Annotated in this window: 17 protein-coding genes; 7 read left to right on the top strand and 10 right to left on the bottom strand. The window is 43.7% G+C overall.

What is annotated here, in order from left to right:
• Position 1: 1 nt before the first annotated feature.
• Genes QZZ55_RS08205 through QZZ55_RS08170 form a run of 8 tightly spaced genes read right to left on the bottom strand, consistent with a single transcriptional unit; the run spans position 2 to position 6,265 of the window.
• Positions 2-1,558, bottom strand: coding sequence for a cytochrome D1 domain-containing protein (locus QZZ55_RS08205; protein WP_293266838.1), 1,557 nt, complete (start codon positions 1,556-1,558; stop codon positions 2-4).
• On the bottom strand, positions 1,555-2,739 hold the full coding sequence (gene nirJ, locus QZZ55_RS08200) for a heme d1 biosynthesis radical SAM protein NirJ (protein ID WP_293266837.1): 1,185 nt from the start codon (positions 2,737-2,739) through the stop codon (positions 1,555-1,557). The genes QZZ55_RS08205 and nirJ overlap by 4 nt, the downstream gene beginning before the upstream one ends.
• A gap of 9 nt (positions 2,740-2,748) precedes the next feature.
• The gene (locus QZZ55_RS08195; RefSeq protein WP_293266836.1) at positions 2,749-3,267 is read right to left on the bottom strand and encodes an Lrp/AsnC family transcriptional regulator; all 519 of its coding nucleotides are present in this window, start codon (positions 3,265-3,267) and stop codon (positions 2,749-2,751) included.
• Between the two features lie 9 nt (positions 3,268-3,276).
• Positions 3,277-3,720, bottom strand: coding sequence for an Lrp/AsnC family transcriptional regulator (locus QZZ55_RS08190; protein WP_293266835.1), 444 nt, complete (start codon positions 3,718-3,720; stop codon positions 3,277-3,279).
• The gene (locus QZZ55_RS08185; RefSeq protein ID WP_293266834.1) at positions 3,713-4,285 is read right to left on the bottom strand and encodes a hypothetical protein; all 573 of its coding nucleotides are present in this window, start codon (positions 4,283-4,285) and stop codon (positions 3,713-3,715) included. The genes QZZ55_RS08190 and QZZ55_RS08185 overlap by 8 nt, the downstream gene beginning before the upstream one ends.
• Positions 4,282-4,728 carry an Lrp/AsnC family transcriptional regulator gene (locus tag QZZ55_RS08180; protein WP_293266833.1) on the bottom strand — a complete coding sequence of 149 codons (447 nt, stop codon included), beginning with the start codon at positions 4,726-4,728 and terminating at the stop codon, positions 4,282-4,284. Before QZZ55_RS08180 ends, QZZ55_RS08185 begins: the two co-directional genes overlap by 4 nt.
• A 17-nt stretch (positions 4,729-4,745) precedes the next feature.
• The gene (locus tag QZZ55_RS08175; protein WP_293266832.1) at positions 4,746-5,945 is read right to left on the bottom strand and encodes a cytochrome D1 domain-containing protein; all 1,200 of its coding nucleotides are present in this window, start codon (positions 5,943-5,945) and stop codon (positions 4,746-4,748) included.
• Positions 5,945-6,265, bottom strand: a complete 321-nt coding sequence (locus QZZ55_RS08170) for a cytochrome c (protein WP_293266831.1) — start codon at positions 6,263-6,265, stop codon at positions 5,945-5,947. Before QZZ55_RS08170 ends, QZZ55_RS08175 begins: the two co-directional genes overlap by 1 nt.
• 146 nt (positions 6,266-6,411) lie before the next feature.
• Between QZZ55_RS08170 and cobA the strand changes: the two genes are divergently transcribed.
• Entirely contained in the window at positions 6,412-7,239 is an 828-nt protein-coding gene (gene cobA / locus QZZ55_RS08165) for a uroporphyrinogen-III C-methyltransferase (RefSeq protein WP_293266830.1), read from the top strand.
• Positions 7,240-7,339: 100 nt separating this feature from the next.
• Positions 7,340-8,032, top strand: coding sequence for a Crp/Fnr family transcriptional regulator (locus QZZ55_RS08160; protein ID WP_293266829.1), 693 nt, complete (start codon positions 7,340-7,342; stop codon positions 8,030-8,032).
• 59 nt (positions 8,033-8,091) lie between these two features.
• On the opposite strand, the gene orn is transcribed toward QZZ55_RS08160, so the two are convergent.
• A complete protein-coding gene (gene orn, locus QZZ55_RS08155; protein ID WP_293266828.1) occupies positions 8,092-8,634 on the bottom strand; it encodes an oligoribonuclease in 543 nt (180 codons plus the stop codon).
• Positions 8,635-8,741: 107 nt separating this feature from the next.
• Here orn and rsgA point away from each other — a divergent pair, with 107 nt between their 5' ends.
• From rsgA to QZZ55_RS08130, 5 genes are all read left to right on the top strand, one after another.
• On the top strand, positions 8,742-9,767 hold the full coding sequence (gene rsgA, locus QZZ55_RS08150) for a small ribosomal subunit biogenesis GTPase RsgA (protein WP_293266827.1): 1,026 nt from the start codon (positions 8,742-8,744) through the stop codon (positions 9,765-9,767).
• Positions 9,768-9,814: 47 nt separating this feature from the next.
• Positions 9,815-11,470, top strand: a complete 1,656-nt coding sequence (locus tag QZZ55_RS08145; RefSeq protein ID WP_293266826.1) for an HDOD domain-containing protein — start codon at positions 9,815-9,817, stop codon at positions 11,468-11,470.
• 75 nt (positions 11,471-11,545) lie between these two features.
• Complete coding sequence (locus QZZ55_RS08140) at positions 11,546-12,358, top strand: sulfurtransferase (protein ID WP_293266825.1); 813 nt, start codon at positions 11,546-11,548, stop codon at positions 12,356-12,358.
• Positions 12,359-12,390: 32 nt separating this feature from the next.
• Positions 12,391-13,248, top strand: a complete 858-nt coding sequence (gene asd / locus QZZ55_RS08135; protein ID WP_293266824.1) for an archaetidylserine decarboxylase — start codon at positions 12,391-12,393, stop codon at positions 13,246-13,248.
• 27 nt (positions 13,249-13,275) lie between these two features.
• Complete coding sequence (locus QZZ55_RS08130; RefSeq protein ID WP_293266823.1) at positions 13,276-14,307, top strand: folate-binding protein; 1,032 nt, start codon at positions 13,276-13,278, stop codon at positions 14,305-14,307.
• A 64-nt stretch (positions 14,308-14,371) separates the two neighbouring features.
• Here the strand turns inward: QZZ55_RS08130 and QZZ55_RS08125 are convergent, their stop codons facing one another.
• Positions 14,372-15,718, bottom strand: a complete 1,347-nt coding sequence (locus tag QZZ55_RS08125; RefSeq protein ID WP_293266822.1) for an AarF/ABC1/UbiB kinase family protein — start codon at positions 15,716-15,718, stop codon at positions 14,372-14,374.
• Between the last annotated feature and the right edge of the window lie 5 nt (positions 15,719-15,723).

Genomic DNA, 15,723 nt, shown 5'->3' with positions numbered 1-15,723 from the left:
ATTAATGGCTCGTTCCTTCTTCATAGCGGGTTTTATTCCAGACATTATACTTTCCTGATGGTTTTACCATCGGGATACGTTTCACCTCTTCCAAGGTTTGAGCATCATAAACAATCACCGCTCCATCCATATCCCAGATGCTAAGAAGCGCATAGCGACCATCTTTTGTAAACTCAACATGTGCGGCGACTTTACCTACTGCCGGGCGCAAAGTTTTAACAATTTCCAATGTCTGTTTATCAATTATATGCACAGCCTCTTTTTCAGGGCCAAAAAAGACATCCACCCACGCATAGGGGCTATTTTTATGACTTCGCATAAAAAAACCAGGACCTTCAGTTGGAATATTTTTAATCGTTTCCCAACTGTCCATATCAATAATACTGACTTCACTGGTGCTTAAGTTAGGCGTTGCTAAAACTCTACGGCCGTTATAAGCCCAACTAATACCTGACCCAAGGTGCGGCATACCTGCAAGATCTAAGGTTGCCTTACGCTCACCGCTATCTAAAGAAATCACTTGCCCCTGAGCTGAACGCTTTTTCCCTTCTTGTTTTGGTCTTGTAGTTCCCATCACTAAGTCATAATCAGGATCAAACAAAAAATCATCAAGATAATCGCTTATAGTTATGCGTCTTGCAGGTAGCGTCGCGCGCGTTGCGGCAGAATCTACAGGTTGTTTAATGTCAGCATAAGAAAACTCCCAAATTTCTGAAAGATCTTTAAGCGCAGCTACAAAACTGCTTCTAGATGGCGCATTATAAACGGCACTAACTCGAGAACTTGCTCCTGCTTCATTCTCAACATCAATTCGCTCTATCGGCGTCAAATCCCGAGCATCAAGCAGCACCATACTATGCGGTAAGTAATTGCCCGCAAGTACATACTGACCATCACTTGAAACCGCGATATTGCGAGTATTTAAACCAACTCTAATCTCTGCGGTAACTTTTAAGTTATAAATATCAAATTTACTCACCCAACCATCACGAGAAGCAAAATATACATAACGCCCATCTGGTGAGAATTTTGGCCCCCCATGTAAAGCAAAACGCGTTTTAAAGCGATGAATAGGTTCAAAAGTGTCACCATTAAGTAGCGTCGCATGGTGGTCACCAATTTCTACCACGATAAAAAGATTCATAGGATCAGCTACAAATTTCATTTCATCAGGTAACGAACCAAAAGGGTAACTCACCACTTGGCTTGCTTTAATATCAGCATCATCCCAACGTGGCACCTGAGCAGGCTTAGAATAAATAAAGTCTGTAATTGCTGCTATTTGTTCTGTACTCAAGCGTTCCCCAAACCCTTCCATTTGAGAAGCAGCTCGACCATTCGTAATGACTTCGATGGCCTGCTTCTGACGTAAACGTTTAAGATTTTGCGGAAAAAGCGCTGGGCCAATACCACCCAAACGTTCAGCATGATGACATGCAGCGCATTGTTCCTGATACAAGCTTTTAGCGGCCTCAGGAGTAACCATTGCATTTACGGTTGTCGCTAAAAGCGAGCCAGCAATAACCAGCCCCCATCCAGTTTTAAGCGCCAACCTCATGCCATGCTCTCCACATTGATCCTCTCAGCAAATTGGCTGGAGTCCACACCAATTTCTTCATCTGTCAGGTAACAAGCTGGATCTTCCGCCCAAGGATCATCGTGCAGTTTCCATGCTCTTACACGGGTATTACCACCACAGATACTCTTATGCTCGCAAGCACCACACCGGCCTTTTAAAGGGCGAGGTTGCATACGGAATTCTTTTAAAAGCTGATCATCCGAGTGAGCCCATATCTCAGAAAAAGGTTTTTCACGGACATTTCCAAGAGAATGTTCCCACCAAAAAGTATCAGGATGAACATTACCTAAATTATCAATATTCGATATATAACGGCCTGACTGGTTTCCACCCCAAGCAATTAACTGCTCACGCAACCCTTCTGCACGCTCAGGAAAATGCTTTTGCGCCCATTGGTATAGGTAAACACCATCCGCATCATTATTACCCGTAACAATGTCACGCAGAAAACCATTTTTATGATCCAACACAGCCTGCTCAATTAGCATATCCACTGCTTCACGAGTCGTGCGGTGGAAAGCATCTTCTCCGCGGTTTTTATTGCCACGCCCTGCATAGTTCAGATGAGATAAGTAAAACTTGTCAACGCCCAGATCTTCACTCAACTTCACTAAATCTTGTAATTCATGCGAATTTCCAGCAGTGATAGTAAAACGAAGCCCTACTTTGATTCCTGCAGCCATACATAACTTAACAGCATGTAAAGACGCATCAAAAGCGCCGTCTTTACGACGAAAAGCATCGTGAGTTTCTTTCAAACCATCTAGGCTAATACCCACATAGTCATAACCCGCTTCTGCTATCTCATCGATGTTCGATTCATTTATTAAAGTACCGTTAGTCGACAACCCCGTGTAGATTCCCAATGCTTTTGCCGCTTTACCAATTTGATGAATGTCCGGGCGCATAAGCGGCTCACCACCCGACAGAATCAACGCGGGTACTTTAAACTGCTTTAAATCATTCAATACTGTTAACGCTTCTTCGGTGTTTAGCTCACCCTTGAAATTTGTATCAGCAGAAATCGAATAGCAGTGCTTACAAAGCAAATTACAACGCCGGATAAGATTCCAAATAACGACAGGACCTGGTGGTGTACCCGGCTTGCGCTGACTGCCGGGCTCTAGTAACTCTCTTACAAACTGACTTAAGCGGAACATTGCAACTCCTTAATTTTTCTCTACAGGCAAAGGCACGAACTTGGGCTTGAGCCGCATTCCGGTCTTCTTAAGAATTTTGCTACTATAAAGGCGATCAGCCTGACGGCAATGATCACCCAATAGCTCATGAATGCATGCGATTTGTTGCTCGACGTCTTGCTCGGTTTTCCCATGCACCATCGCAAACAAACGGTAAGGCCATAATGGCAAGTGCCGTGGACGCAAATAACAATGACTAACGAATGCTAGCGCACCTACCTTTTCCCCTAATGCAGAGGCATGAGCATCATCCACATCCCAAACCGTCATCGCATTATGCGTATAACCCAAACGGTAGTGATTGGGAACTAAACCAATACGGCGGATCACACCCTTTTCCAGTAGCAACGACATATCCGCTAATACCTGCTCTTCACTGCAACCTAAAGTCGCTGCAATTTGCGCATAAGGTTTTGCCACCAAAGGTAAACCACTTTGTGTCTCTATTACCAATCGGCGTTGTAATTCAGTCAACTCAATCTGACTCATGTTTAACCCTCAAACCTCAAATCTAAGATTGATGTAGAACTCTTCTTCTTTAGGAAAAGCATACACTTTTAGACCTGTCGCACCTTCTAGGTCTGTAATAGTCCTTGCAGCCTGCTCTGCCACCTCGCAAGCAATCACGAACCACATATTTAAGCGATGATTACGTGCATAATTATGAGCAACTTCACTAAAGCCGTTAACAATTCCTGTCACTTCTTCAAAACGGTTTTCAGGCACCTCTATCGCGGCCAATACAAACAGCCCACCAAATACTTCAACATCATACAACGGGCCAAAACGCGTCAGTGTTCCGTCAGCAAGCAATGACTCTATACGTGTAATTACTTTATCTTCCGTACAACCAAACTGTTCAGCAAGCTGTAAAAAAGGTTGTGAAGTTAACGGAAAACCGCCTTGGTACTGATTGATTAGCGCTCGATCAAAATCATCCATTAAGAGCCATCTCACTTACGCCACAGGTAACATTATGGCGACTATAAACAGGCCCCATTGGAGCCTTGTCAGTATGCAGGTATCGCCCTCCACGCTGCTTATAACAGTATTCACTAAATAACAGTTCATGCTGAATATGCTGCAATGAAAAACGCTCGAGTATTTGCTGTAACTGTTCCCGTACTTGTATTTCGTCACGCCCATGAATCATAGTAAATAAATTATATGGCCAGTCCGGCAGCCTACGTGGGCGCTCATAACAAAGGGTGACACACTCTTCAGCAGCAAGTTTCTCAGCCTGTTGCTTCAGCGAACAATCTGGAAGATTCCACACCACCATAGCATTAGCTTTAAAACCCAAAGGGCGGTGACGGATAATCAACCCACTACGACGCACCTGATTATCCTGCTGTAAAAAAGCTAACCTTTCAGCCAGCAGCTCTTCACTACATCCAAGCTCTTTAGCCAATGCCTCATAAGGGTGTGCACATAAAGGCAAGCCTTCTTGTAACTGGTGCAATAACGCTAAATCAATAACACTTAACGAAGGCGCGAGTGCTTTCATAATGCAAACCCCAAATTAAGATGGAACGGCTGCAGCATCGGCAAATTCAAGGGTGTATAACCAGTTCGCTGCGCTATATCTCCTAACACATGATCAATTTCTGCATCATCACGCCCCGTAACAACAAACCAAATATTATAGCGATGAGTACGTTTATAATTATGATTTACTTGCTGATACTCACTCACCTGTTGTGCCACTTCATCACAGCAGTTATCCGGCACAGCCAATGCAGCTAATGTACTGGCACCCACTTTGCGGTGATTAAGAACGCCGCCAACCCGACTAAGTACACCTTGTTCTTTCCACTGTTCAAGCTGCACCAAAACGGCAGCCTCTGTCATGCCACAAGCTTCAGCCATATCGGCATATGGCGTGGTACTAGCTGGCAATTTTTGCTGAAACTGATTTAACAATAAGCGTTGCTTTGCAGTTAGTTCCATCACGTCCTCCGTTCGCCCTACAGACCGATCATATGTGCTCGTGCAGTCATGAAAATACCACTAGGGCTAGGCAAAGATAGTTGTGTTTTTAATTGGAAGCTCTCTGTGTCGTATTGGTTAATTTGATGTTTATCACGAACCGATACCCAGACACTCTCACCTCGCGGAGAGAACTCCATATGCAACACACCCAAGCCAGGCTGCAAATGCTCCAGCGGCTCGAGTGTTTCAGAATCAAATACTTGTATATGACTGTTATCTGGATGTGCGAAGTTCACCCATATTTGCCGCCCGTCTGGGCGAGCCATAACAAATACAGGCTGCCCCAAAACAGGAATTCGCCCTACTTCTTGCCAGGTGCGCGTATCCAGAATTAACACTTCATGACGCCCCACCGCGGGAATAAAGGCTCTGCCAGAAGCGATAGCCCACCCTTCAAGGTGAGGCATTTTATATACAGGTAGCTTTTCTTCTCCACGCCCATAGTTTGGCAGAACGCGCTTCACACCCTTTTCCAGATGCCATAAATCCAACTGCGCCATACCATCTTCACCAAACAACCCTGCCATATAATAACGGCCATTCGGTGTAATCAGCGCATCATAAGGATTGCGACCGATATCTTCGAAGCGGGTAATTTCGAAAGGAGATTTACTGAAATCGGCAATCCAAATTTCATTTTTATCCCACAAACTAAATACAAACCGTTGTCCTGGGGCATCGACTAATCCAACTGTTTTTGAGCCGCACGGAATATCAGCTACTTGAGTCAAATCAGCACTGCTGAATACTTTTACTCCGCCTGGTTTATAATTCGAAACAGCCACCAGTGATCCATCCTGACTAATAGCTCCGCCGATACTATTACCTCCCTGAATAACACGATGTGTTATTTTCTGTTCAAGGATATCAATTCGGGTCAAACCGCCGTCACGACCAAAAACAAATGCAAACCTAGCATCACGAGAAAACACTATAGATGCATGTGACAAATCCCCCAAGCCGGGAACCTCTGCAATGATTTTTTCTTGACTTGTATCAATTATTGCAACTTTCCCATCTGCCCGCGCAATCGCTACCGCTAAGTCCCCGGTTCCCCGTAAAGACAATGCTGGCGCAGCGTTAAATTGAAGTTCATTAGATAGGGGGGCACAGGCGCTTAATGTTGACGCTCCAACCAATACACCTAAACTGCTTAGTACTGTTCTACGCTTCACTACATACTTCCTTTTCTTAGGCGCTCAACCAACCAATGAATATCACTATCACTGAGTAAAGGCCCCCAAGGAGGCATAGCCAACCCTGGCAAGCCCTGCTTTATTGCCTGAAACAGAGCATCATCGCTACGTTCTTTTAGATCACCCGGTAGTAAAGAAGAACCCAAACCACCTTGCAGTGTCATTCCATGGCATGAACCACAGTCATGCTTGAGAAGATGCTCAAGCTCCTGCTGGCGAGCTGATAACGAATCGGCAGATACAGGCAAGACTAGAAATATCGAGGCCGCAAGAATTAACCAACTAAAACCAACCTTCATTAAACATACCTAATCACAAATTACTTTCCAGATACTAAACCTATAATATTTCGATTCCTTGACTTTTAACAATTTTTCCATCGAAAGAGAAGGGGATACTGATCACCATCAAACGATCTGGATTTATTAGCGGAAAAGGAATAAAAGTGCCTACATCAATATTACAAAGCACTCAGAAGCAAACAAACCGCAAAGTTTTTTTGGTGGGAGCAGGCCCTGGCAATCCAGACCTTCTTACCGTCAAAGCACTTCGCCTCATCCAGAGTGCTGATTGCGTTATTTATGATCGACTTGTGTCTGCTGAAATCATGTCACATGTACCTAAGGACGCGCTTTGCTTATTTGTCGGCAAAGAAGCTGGGTTTCATAGCCTGCCTCAAGATGAAATAAATGACTTAATCGTTAAACAGTACCACTTAGGAAAAAGCATCATTCGCTTGAAAGGCGGAGATCCGTATACCTTTGGAAGAGGAGGAGAAGAAGCTGAAATTCTTTGTGAAGCGAACATTCCATTTGAAGTAGTACCCGGCATCACTGCAGCGGCAGGCTGCTCGGCAGCCGTTGGCATACCATTAACGCACCGCAACCATGCTCAATCAGTACGGTACATTACGGGGCATCTTAAAAAAGGAAAACTAGATTTAGACTGGCCATCCTTTTCATCGCCAAACCAAACCCTTGTTTTTTATATGGGATTAGGAGCACTAGAGACTATTACTCAACAGCTATTAAACCATGGCTGCCCTTCTACTCTCGAAGTTGCTCTGATAGAAAGAGGCACAACACCACAACAACGATTACTGACAGGAAACTTAAGTAACATTGCTAAACGTTGTTTAGATAGAAAAATGAAATCCCCCTGCCTTATCATTATCGGCTCCGTTGTTTCACTCTCCAATATTCTGGGACAGCTCCCAAACGAAGCAGAAAAATTTTCTATCGATAGCGAAGTAAACATCAAACAAGCCATGTGAAAAAATTATCGTAATTGTTAATAATCCTTTATGCTTAAACCTAATATCAAATTACTGTGATGACACGCAATAATTAACTGCCAATTAGGTTTATGTTCTTATGACATCTAAGCCAGCATTTGAACAAAGTTGGGCTATAGCAAGCAAGCATGTACTTTTTTCTGCTCACGAAGCAGATATAAGCACACAACTATCTGAGCATTCACGCGTCATATCACTTAAAAATGATGAGTATCTTTTTATGCAGGGAGATGCAGCTCACAATTTTTACCTAGTGCTAGAGGGCAAGATAAAATTATTTAGACTCTCTATAGATGGCAATGAGAAAATTATCGAGGTTGTCCAACCCCAGCAAACATTTGCTGAAGCCGTTATGTTTATGGAAGGCAGTAGTTACCCTGTCAGCGCACAGGCCATTGGCTGTACACAAGTGCTTTCCATAAATAACCAAGCTTATATGGACAGCATTGCTATGAATCCTGACTGCTGTAAGCGCCTTTTGGCAAAAATGGCCGAAAAACTACATGTATGGTTGAATGAAATTGAAACCCTAACCATACAAAACGCACGCCATCGTTTAATTCGCTTTTTATTAGCTCATATACCTGATTTATCCGTACAAAGCGCTACCATAAAGCTCCCTATGGCCAAGCGTTTAATAGCCTCTCGCCTAGCAATGCAACCTGAGACATTCTCACGCATCATGCATGAGTTAAAAGATAAAGAGATCATCACTGTTAAAGGTTTAACCGTGCACGTTTTAGATGTCCAGTGTTTAAAGAATCATAATTAAACACTGAATGCAGACTCTTTAAAGCACCCAACCCTAATCTACTGCAAAAAATGGTCAAGTTATTCCCTAAAAAAGTTAGCTCGATAATGTTGTAGCTCTGCAATAGAATCACGAATATCATCCATGGCCAAATGCGACCCTTGTTTTTTGAAATTGCTTAATAGTTCTGGCTTCCAGCGACGCGCTAACTCTTTTATAGTGCTGACATCTAGATTACGATAGTGAAAATAATTTTCCAGCTCAGGCATATAGCGATGTAAAAAGCGACGATCTTGTCCAATACTATTCCCGCAAATCGGAGATGCACCTTTATCTACATACTCCGCAATAAAAGCGATAGTTTGTTGCTCGGCTTCTCGCTCAGTAACATTGCTTTCATGTACCCGTTGAGTTAGCCCAGATTTACCATGCTGCTTAACACACCACTCATTCATATTATCCATAACCATTTCTGGTTGATGAATAACCAATGAAGGACCTTCAGCTAAAACATTAAGATTAGCATCCGTCACAATCGTTGCTATCTCGATAATATAATCAGTATCGGGATCTAAACCGGTCATTTCCAGATCGATCCAGATGAGATTATCTTTACGCGACATATATATTCCTCTTAATTAAATTGATAGCACTCTATAATGATTCACAATTCAGAATACCTTACCACGAAGCACGACATGTCGGTGAGATGACCAGGTAGTTATTTTTAATGGCAAAACGTAAAGTTAATCGCCGTCAGGCATGGCGTATAGAAAAAGTACAACAAGAGCGTGCTGATCGTGCGGCACGCAAAGACAACAAAGTGGAGAAGCAACTCGAAGGGGGAGATCTGGGGCCAGAAGAGCAAGGCCTTATCATTTCTCACTTTGGTAAGCAGGTTGATGTAGAAGCCCTCGACGGCGTAAAAGCCGGCCAGATCTTTCGCTGCCACCTGCGAACTCATCTAGGGCAACTCGTCACAGGAGATAAAGTCGTCTGGCGCGCAGGCCTTGAGCATGGTGTTGTTGTAGCCGCTCTTCCCCGCATTAGCGAACTAATTCGCCCAACTAACCATGGCGAACTAAAGCCTGTTGCGGCTAATATTGACCGACTCATCATCACCTTTGCTGTAGAACCAACACCCTTCGCTAACTTGATCGACCGTTACTTAGTTGCTGCTGAGCTAAGTGATATAGAACCTGTTTTACTATTGAATAAAGCTGATTTGATCACTGAAGAGAATCAGCAGGAAATGGAAGACCTTTTAGCTAGGTATCGCAAAATTGGCTACCGAGTGCTGATGGCTTCTACAACACTAGAACAAGGACTCGATCCCTTACTGGCTGAACTGGACGGGAAAATTAGCGTTTTTGTGGGTCAATCAGGTGTCGGCAAGTCATCTTTAATTAATGTATTGCTGCCAGGTGTCGACATAAAGGTAGGTGAACTTTCGGAACTATCTCGAAAAGGAAAGCACACAACGACAACAGCGCGCTTATTTCATTTCCCTAAAGGAGGCGATCTTATCGACTCGCCAGGAATAAGAGAGTTTGCTCTTTGGCACATTAAACCAGATAAGCTACTTGATGGCTTTGTTGAGTTTCGCCCTTTTATAGGCCATTGCAAGTTCAGAGACTGCAAACATGACCAAGAGCCTGGATGCGCTATACTGGGTGCTATCGAGAACGGTGACGTCAGCGCTAGCCGTATGGAAAGTTATCAACGTATTTTAGGGTCGCTGCTGGAACAGGGATAAATCAGCCCCATTCAGCATCGCTTTTTTAGGCAATAACAAAGAGAGTTATGATGGAAGAGCAGGCACAGATTCAGGAAACGGAAGAAGAGAGTGAAATCCTCTATGGTGTCGATGCTTGGGTCGATTACCTTAAAGATAAACCCTTTCCTGTTCGTGCCAGCAGCCTAAAACGCTTGAAAATATTGCTTGGTAAAGATTCCACCATGATCAGCCACCTAACAGCATTGGTTCGATCTGATCCAGTTCTGTGTTTACATGTTGTAAGAGCTGCTGAAAAGGTACATGCGGCAAAAGGTTCACACGTCACCAGTATTGAACATGCGGTATCATCCCTAGGCATAGACCCTCTAACGCAGTTAGCAAAATCACTACAACCCGTGAAGCTCAACCCCTCTAGCGTGCAACAAAAGCAATACCTACGTACGGTTGCTAATAGTCATCATGCAGCGGTGCAGGCGCGCACATGGCAACAAATGAAACGACTCCCATTTACCGAAGAGGTCTACTTAGCGTCCTTATTTTATAGTATCGGCTTATGGGCTCTATGGTTAAATGCACCTCTACACATGCATCAGGTGCGTATAAAAATATGGGAAGAAGATATTGACCCAACACTCGCTGAACACGATATTCTTGGCTGCACCATGCAACAGATATCCATGGGACTATCTGAACAATGGGGTTTCTCCGAGCTAACTTTACAAGCGCAAGACCCCGATACATCTCCCTCTAAAGGACTGTTAGCCAAATTACACCAACGTGCCTTATCTGACCCACGCTTAAGCGAAGAAGAACTACGTGAACTCAACCACCTAACACAAGAACGCCATTTCCCAATAAAGCTAGCCAATTGGCTTTCCTTGATTGTTAGCCGGGGCTGGCGAACAACCCGCAATATAAAAACAACTGATATTATCAGTGATTATTTAAATTTAGATACGGACTCAACACTAGCACTTTTACATACGTTATGTGCGGATGCATCACGAGAGTATCATGCACCAGGAACACTCGCTCCAGCCGCTGAAATGCTTATGATTTCATCGTCATATCCAAATAACTATAAGCTGGGCAAACGCGAATTAGAGCTCCTCACAACCAAGTACCCTACGCCAGAAAAACCAAAGCCTAAGCAGAAAAAGGTACCCGTTAAAATAAAGCCTGCAGCACAGGTGCAAACCAACGTACCTGAAAAACTGGTAGATGAAGAAATCTACAAACAAATTGTCGAACGCTTTTTGAAAGACTATCACTTGTACACTAAACCAGCGCATATCCTGCAAGGACTGATGCAGGGATTGATTCAGGGCTTAGGCTTAAAACGTATTGCATTAAACTTAGTCAATACAAAAAGTCATAAGATGAGAGCCGCACAAGTAGTCGGTATAGAAAAAGAGCACCCTTTTGCCAGTTACGAAATTGATTTACAAATCCCAAGCATATTTAAAAAGCTCTGCGACAAACCTGCTTGCATCTGGATTACCAAAGAGAATAAACATCAATATATTAAGCTAATGCCGGATGCTTATAGTGCTCAGCTACCCGAAAACGACAGCCTAATGATGTCAATTTTCAAAGGAAAAGTACCCGTCGCTGTTATCTATGCTGATTCAGGAGATGCGGGCTTACCTTTTACAGAATTCCACCACCAGCGCTTTAGATATCTCTGCACGGCAGCAACGTTAGCACTAAAACGCATGTAAAAAACAATTTTTCAGATTGAGCCATCACGCACAAATCGTTATGATCGATTTCCGGCATTCATGTGAGAGACAACTATGCTTCTCCCTCTGGTTATTAACCCAGCCCAGCTTTCTTCTGTTATTGGCAAAGAAGACCTGATTGTTCTTGATCTTTCTTCGCACGATAACTACTCACTACAACATATCCAAGGGGCTATCTGGGTAGATGCGAATCGCTTATTGCGTGGCACAGCTCCCGTGGCCAACAAACTACCGAGCGATCAACAGCTCTCAGAATTATTTTCGGACATTGGCATTACACACAGAAGTCATGTCGTCGTATACGATGATCAAAATGGCCCTTTAGCAGGACGCTTTATCTGGAGCATGCATTGTGTCGGGCTAACAAACACTTCCTTTCTTAATGGGCACCTGTCTGCATGGACTACTGCGGGCTATGCCACAGAACAAACAAACAACCCAGCGATACCCTCCTCACTAACAGTATCAGCCTCTAGCGAGCTAATAGCAGATAAAGAGTATTTATTAACACATATAAAAACCTCTGATATTTCTATTTGGGATGCAAGGTCTCATGCAGAATATACCGGTGAGCGTATTGTTAATGCCGCTAAAGGGGGGCATATTCCTGGCGCACAGTGGCTCGAATGGACCGATACCTTAATCCAACAAGAACCACCTGTACTAGCTTCACCTGAGACATTAATGAAGATGATTATGAGTGCTGGCATTGATCCTGAAAAAACAGTCATCACTCACTGCCAAACTCATCGCAGGTCAGGCCTCACCTATATTGCAGCACTCCACGCAGGGCTGAAGAAAATCAAATGCTATGACGGCTCCTGGTTCGAATGGGGAAATGCAGAAGATACACCCGTCGAAATATAAACATATTCTATCGTTATTTTTTGGAGTTTTTGGTGAAGCAGCAACTTTTTATTCTCTTTCAACACGTCGTTCCACAACATTTACTATCTCGTTTGGCGGGTCGCGTTGCTGACTGTACAAACCCTTGGGTTAAAAACCGATTCATAAGTTGGTTTGCGAAAAAATACCGTATCAATATGGCAGAGGCCTTAATTGAAGAGCCAACAGCCTACCCCTCTTTTAATGCTTTTTTCACGCGTGAGCTAAAGCCTGGCAGCCGAGAGATAAACCAAGAAGCTACTGCTATTGTATCACCAGCAGATGGAGCTATTAGCCAGATGGGTGCCATTGAACACGGAAGGATTTTCCAAGCAAAAGGTAGAGGCTATGGCTTAACCACACTGCTTGGCGGGTACGAAGAACTCGCAACCCCCTTTAAAAATGGTTATTTTGCCACCATATACTTATCACCGAGAGACTATCATCGTGTACATATGCCCTTCAAAGGCACGCTACGCGAAACAATTTATGTACCTGGTGACTTGTTTTCGGTTAACCAGACAACAGCAGAAAATGTAGACCAGCTGTTCGCTCGTAATGAGCGGCTAGTCGCGATATTTGATACAGAAGCCGGTCCCATGGCGATGATATTAGTTGGCGCCATGATTGTTGCCGGTATTGAAACCGTATGGGGTGGGCAAGTAGCGCCGATGTTACGACAAACAGTGCGAACCCCCTATTCTCCTGAACCTAAAGCACCTATCACACTAGAAAAAGGTGATGAGATGGGACGCTTTAAGCTAGGTTCAACTGTGGTTTTATTATTTGGCCCTAATGCTATTGAGTGGATAGACACATTGAAAGCCGAATCAGCTGTAAACCTTGGCGAAAAAATAGCTACTCACCAATAGCGCACCCGATTACACAGGATAGACACAATGAGCCAATGGCAAACACTATTGCATACATATCAAGTCACCCTTTCTGAGCAAGGCGACGAGGTAATCACGGTTGCAGATCATGATAGCCAAACATGTATAGTCCCACTTGTTCATGACAAAGCAATTAGCGTTTTAGGCCCTGAAGCAGAAAAATTTCTCCAAGGCCAACTCACCTGCGACATGAGTGATGTTAGCGATTTAGGAAGCCGTTTGGGTGCCCACTGTAATATCAAAGGAGGCATGTTAGCGCTGTATCGTGTAATTTCAACTGAAGGCGGTTTCTGGCTGCGAACTCATCAAGATATGCTAGAAGGTGGACTAAAAAACCTTAAAAAGTACATCATGTTCTCTAAAGCAGAAGCAGAAGATCAAAGCGAGAACATCATTGGGTTCGGACTTATAGGACCCGGCGCCGGCACGTTAGTTGAAAAGCTTTTTGATAAACTTCCTTCTGAAACCGATAAAGCCATTCACGCCGGTAATATGATAGCTATTAAGGTTCCTGGCGACCGTTACGAACTTTGGCTACCGGCAGACGAAGCCGAAGCAGTATTAGCACAGCTCACACGCCTCGCTCCTCTAGGCACAACTCAAGAGTGGATTCTTGCAGAAATACAGGCGGGTATTCCTGACTTGCGTAGCGCTACGCTAGAAACGTTCATCCCACAAATGACAAACCTTCAAGCACTTAAAGGAGTCAGCTTCACCAAGGGCTGCTACACCGGCCAAGAGATAGTGACACGCCTACAGCATCGTGGGAAATTGACCAAACCTATGTACCTCGCGCAGGTAAAAACAGCTGAGCTACCCAACGCAGGTGACCAATTACATAGCATTAATAAAAACAATGTAGGGCAGGTTGTACTTGCAAGTTGGTCTGATGAGGGTGAAGCAACGTTATTAGCCGTGATAAATAAGACACAAGCTGACGAGCACGCTATTCATCTAACTGATACGTTAGGCCCTGAATTACAACTACTGTCTCTGCCTTACGAGCTAGATCCTGAGCTATTTGAATCGAAAAGATAATTAGCGTAACCGGTGTGTGAGCCCCACCACCGGTAATTGCCCAAAAAAAACTTAGCGATGAAAACTAAACCGCTTTATTTTGACAAAAGCGCACCCAATCGGTTTTAACAACCGCACCAATGTCTGTGAGCAAATTCATTAGTCCAAGGTGTGCTCGATCAAAACACAGTTGCTCATGATAAAAACCATTCAAAAGCTTAACTAGTTTACGACTATCTTCAGATGGCTTTCCAGGACAGGCTTGTTTCAAACTAAAGTCAAACTCATCTCCAACATAAGCTTCGCAAAGCCACCGTCCGAAGGGTTCAATGGAAGGTAATACATCGCTTTCAAACTGCTCCAAAGTCATCTCATCTGATATCACTTTGAGCGACTGATAGACTATGAGTAGTTGTTCAGTATTTCGCCCATTATGAAAGGTTTCTACTAAGGCCGGAATTAAGTTTACAAAGGCCGCTATAAAATCTTTGTCTAAACTGCGCACGCATCCAAAATCCAGAGCGCCTAGATTTTCGTCTTTCAAGATAAGAAAATTTCCGGGGTGAAGGTCAGCATTAATTCGTTTCAAGTCGAAAACACAATACCAAAAATAATCAAATAATTGTTGCCCCACTCGATTTCTTTGTTGCTGTGAAGGGCTAGTGGCGAGCCACTCAGTTACGTGCAAACCTTCTAACATTTCTAGGGTCAAGACTCTTTTGCTAGATAGCTCATCCACAACACTAGGGATGGTCACTCCGGCTAACACAACATTACCTTTAAACCATTTAATGTTATCCGCTTCTACATGATAATTAACTTCTTCTCTTAACCGATCTTGCATTTCGTCCATCATTATCGATAGAACATTTCTTTGAGGCAACAAGTCACTGGTTCTTGAAAGTGCAGAAAAGAGTGTCTCTATTATTTTCAGGTCGCTTTCTATAGTAGAAGCAATACCAGGGTATTGAATTTTTACCGCCACATCAGCACCATCATAAGTGGTAGCACGATGAACCTGCCCAATACTCGCTGCAGCGAATGCATGACTATCAAACTGATGAAAAAGATCATTGGGTGACTTACCCAGCTCCTGGACTAATTGTTTTCTAACCAAAGCACGATTAATTGGAGGCACCTGATAACACGCCTCTTTTAGCTTTTCTCGAATAGGAGTAGGAAGAATGTTTGCCTCCATACTCAATATCTGTGAGACTTTTAGTGCCGTCCCACGAAGTTGAGTTAGTACTGAAAAAACTAAATCACCAACTTGTTCTTCATGAAGGAGCTTAGAGGCTTGCTTGTTTTCGGGTTTTATAAGCATTGATCTAGCTTTGTAACCCGCATGTTTCATACCGACTCTTGCTGCGGTCATGCCAGTCAACGCACTTCTCTTTAACTTGGAAACGGGAATATCTGATTCAGTAGGCATTTTAT

This window comes from Neptunomonas sp. (assembly GCF_016744175.1).
Classification (GTDB): Bacteria; Pseudomonadota; Gammaproteobacteria; order Pseudomonadales; family Balneatricaceae; genus Neptunomonas.
The sequence above is the reverse complement of the archived record's forward strand: the minus strand, read 5'-3'. Positions and strand labels throughout refer to the sequence as shown.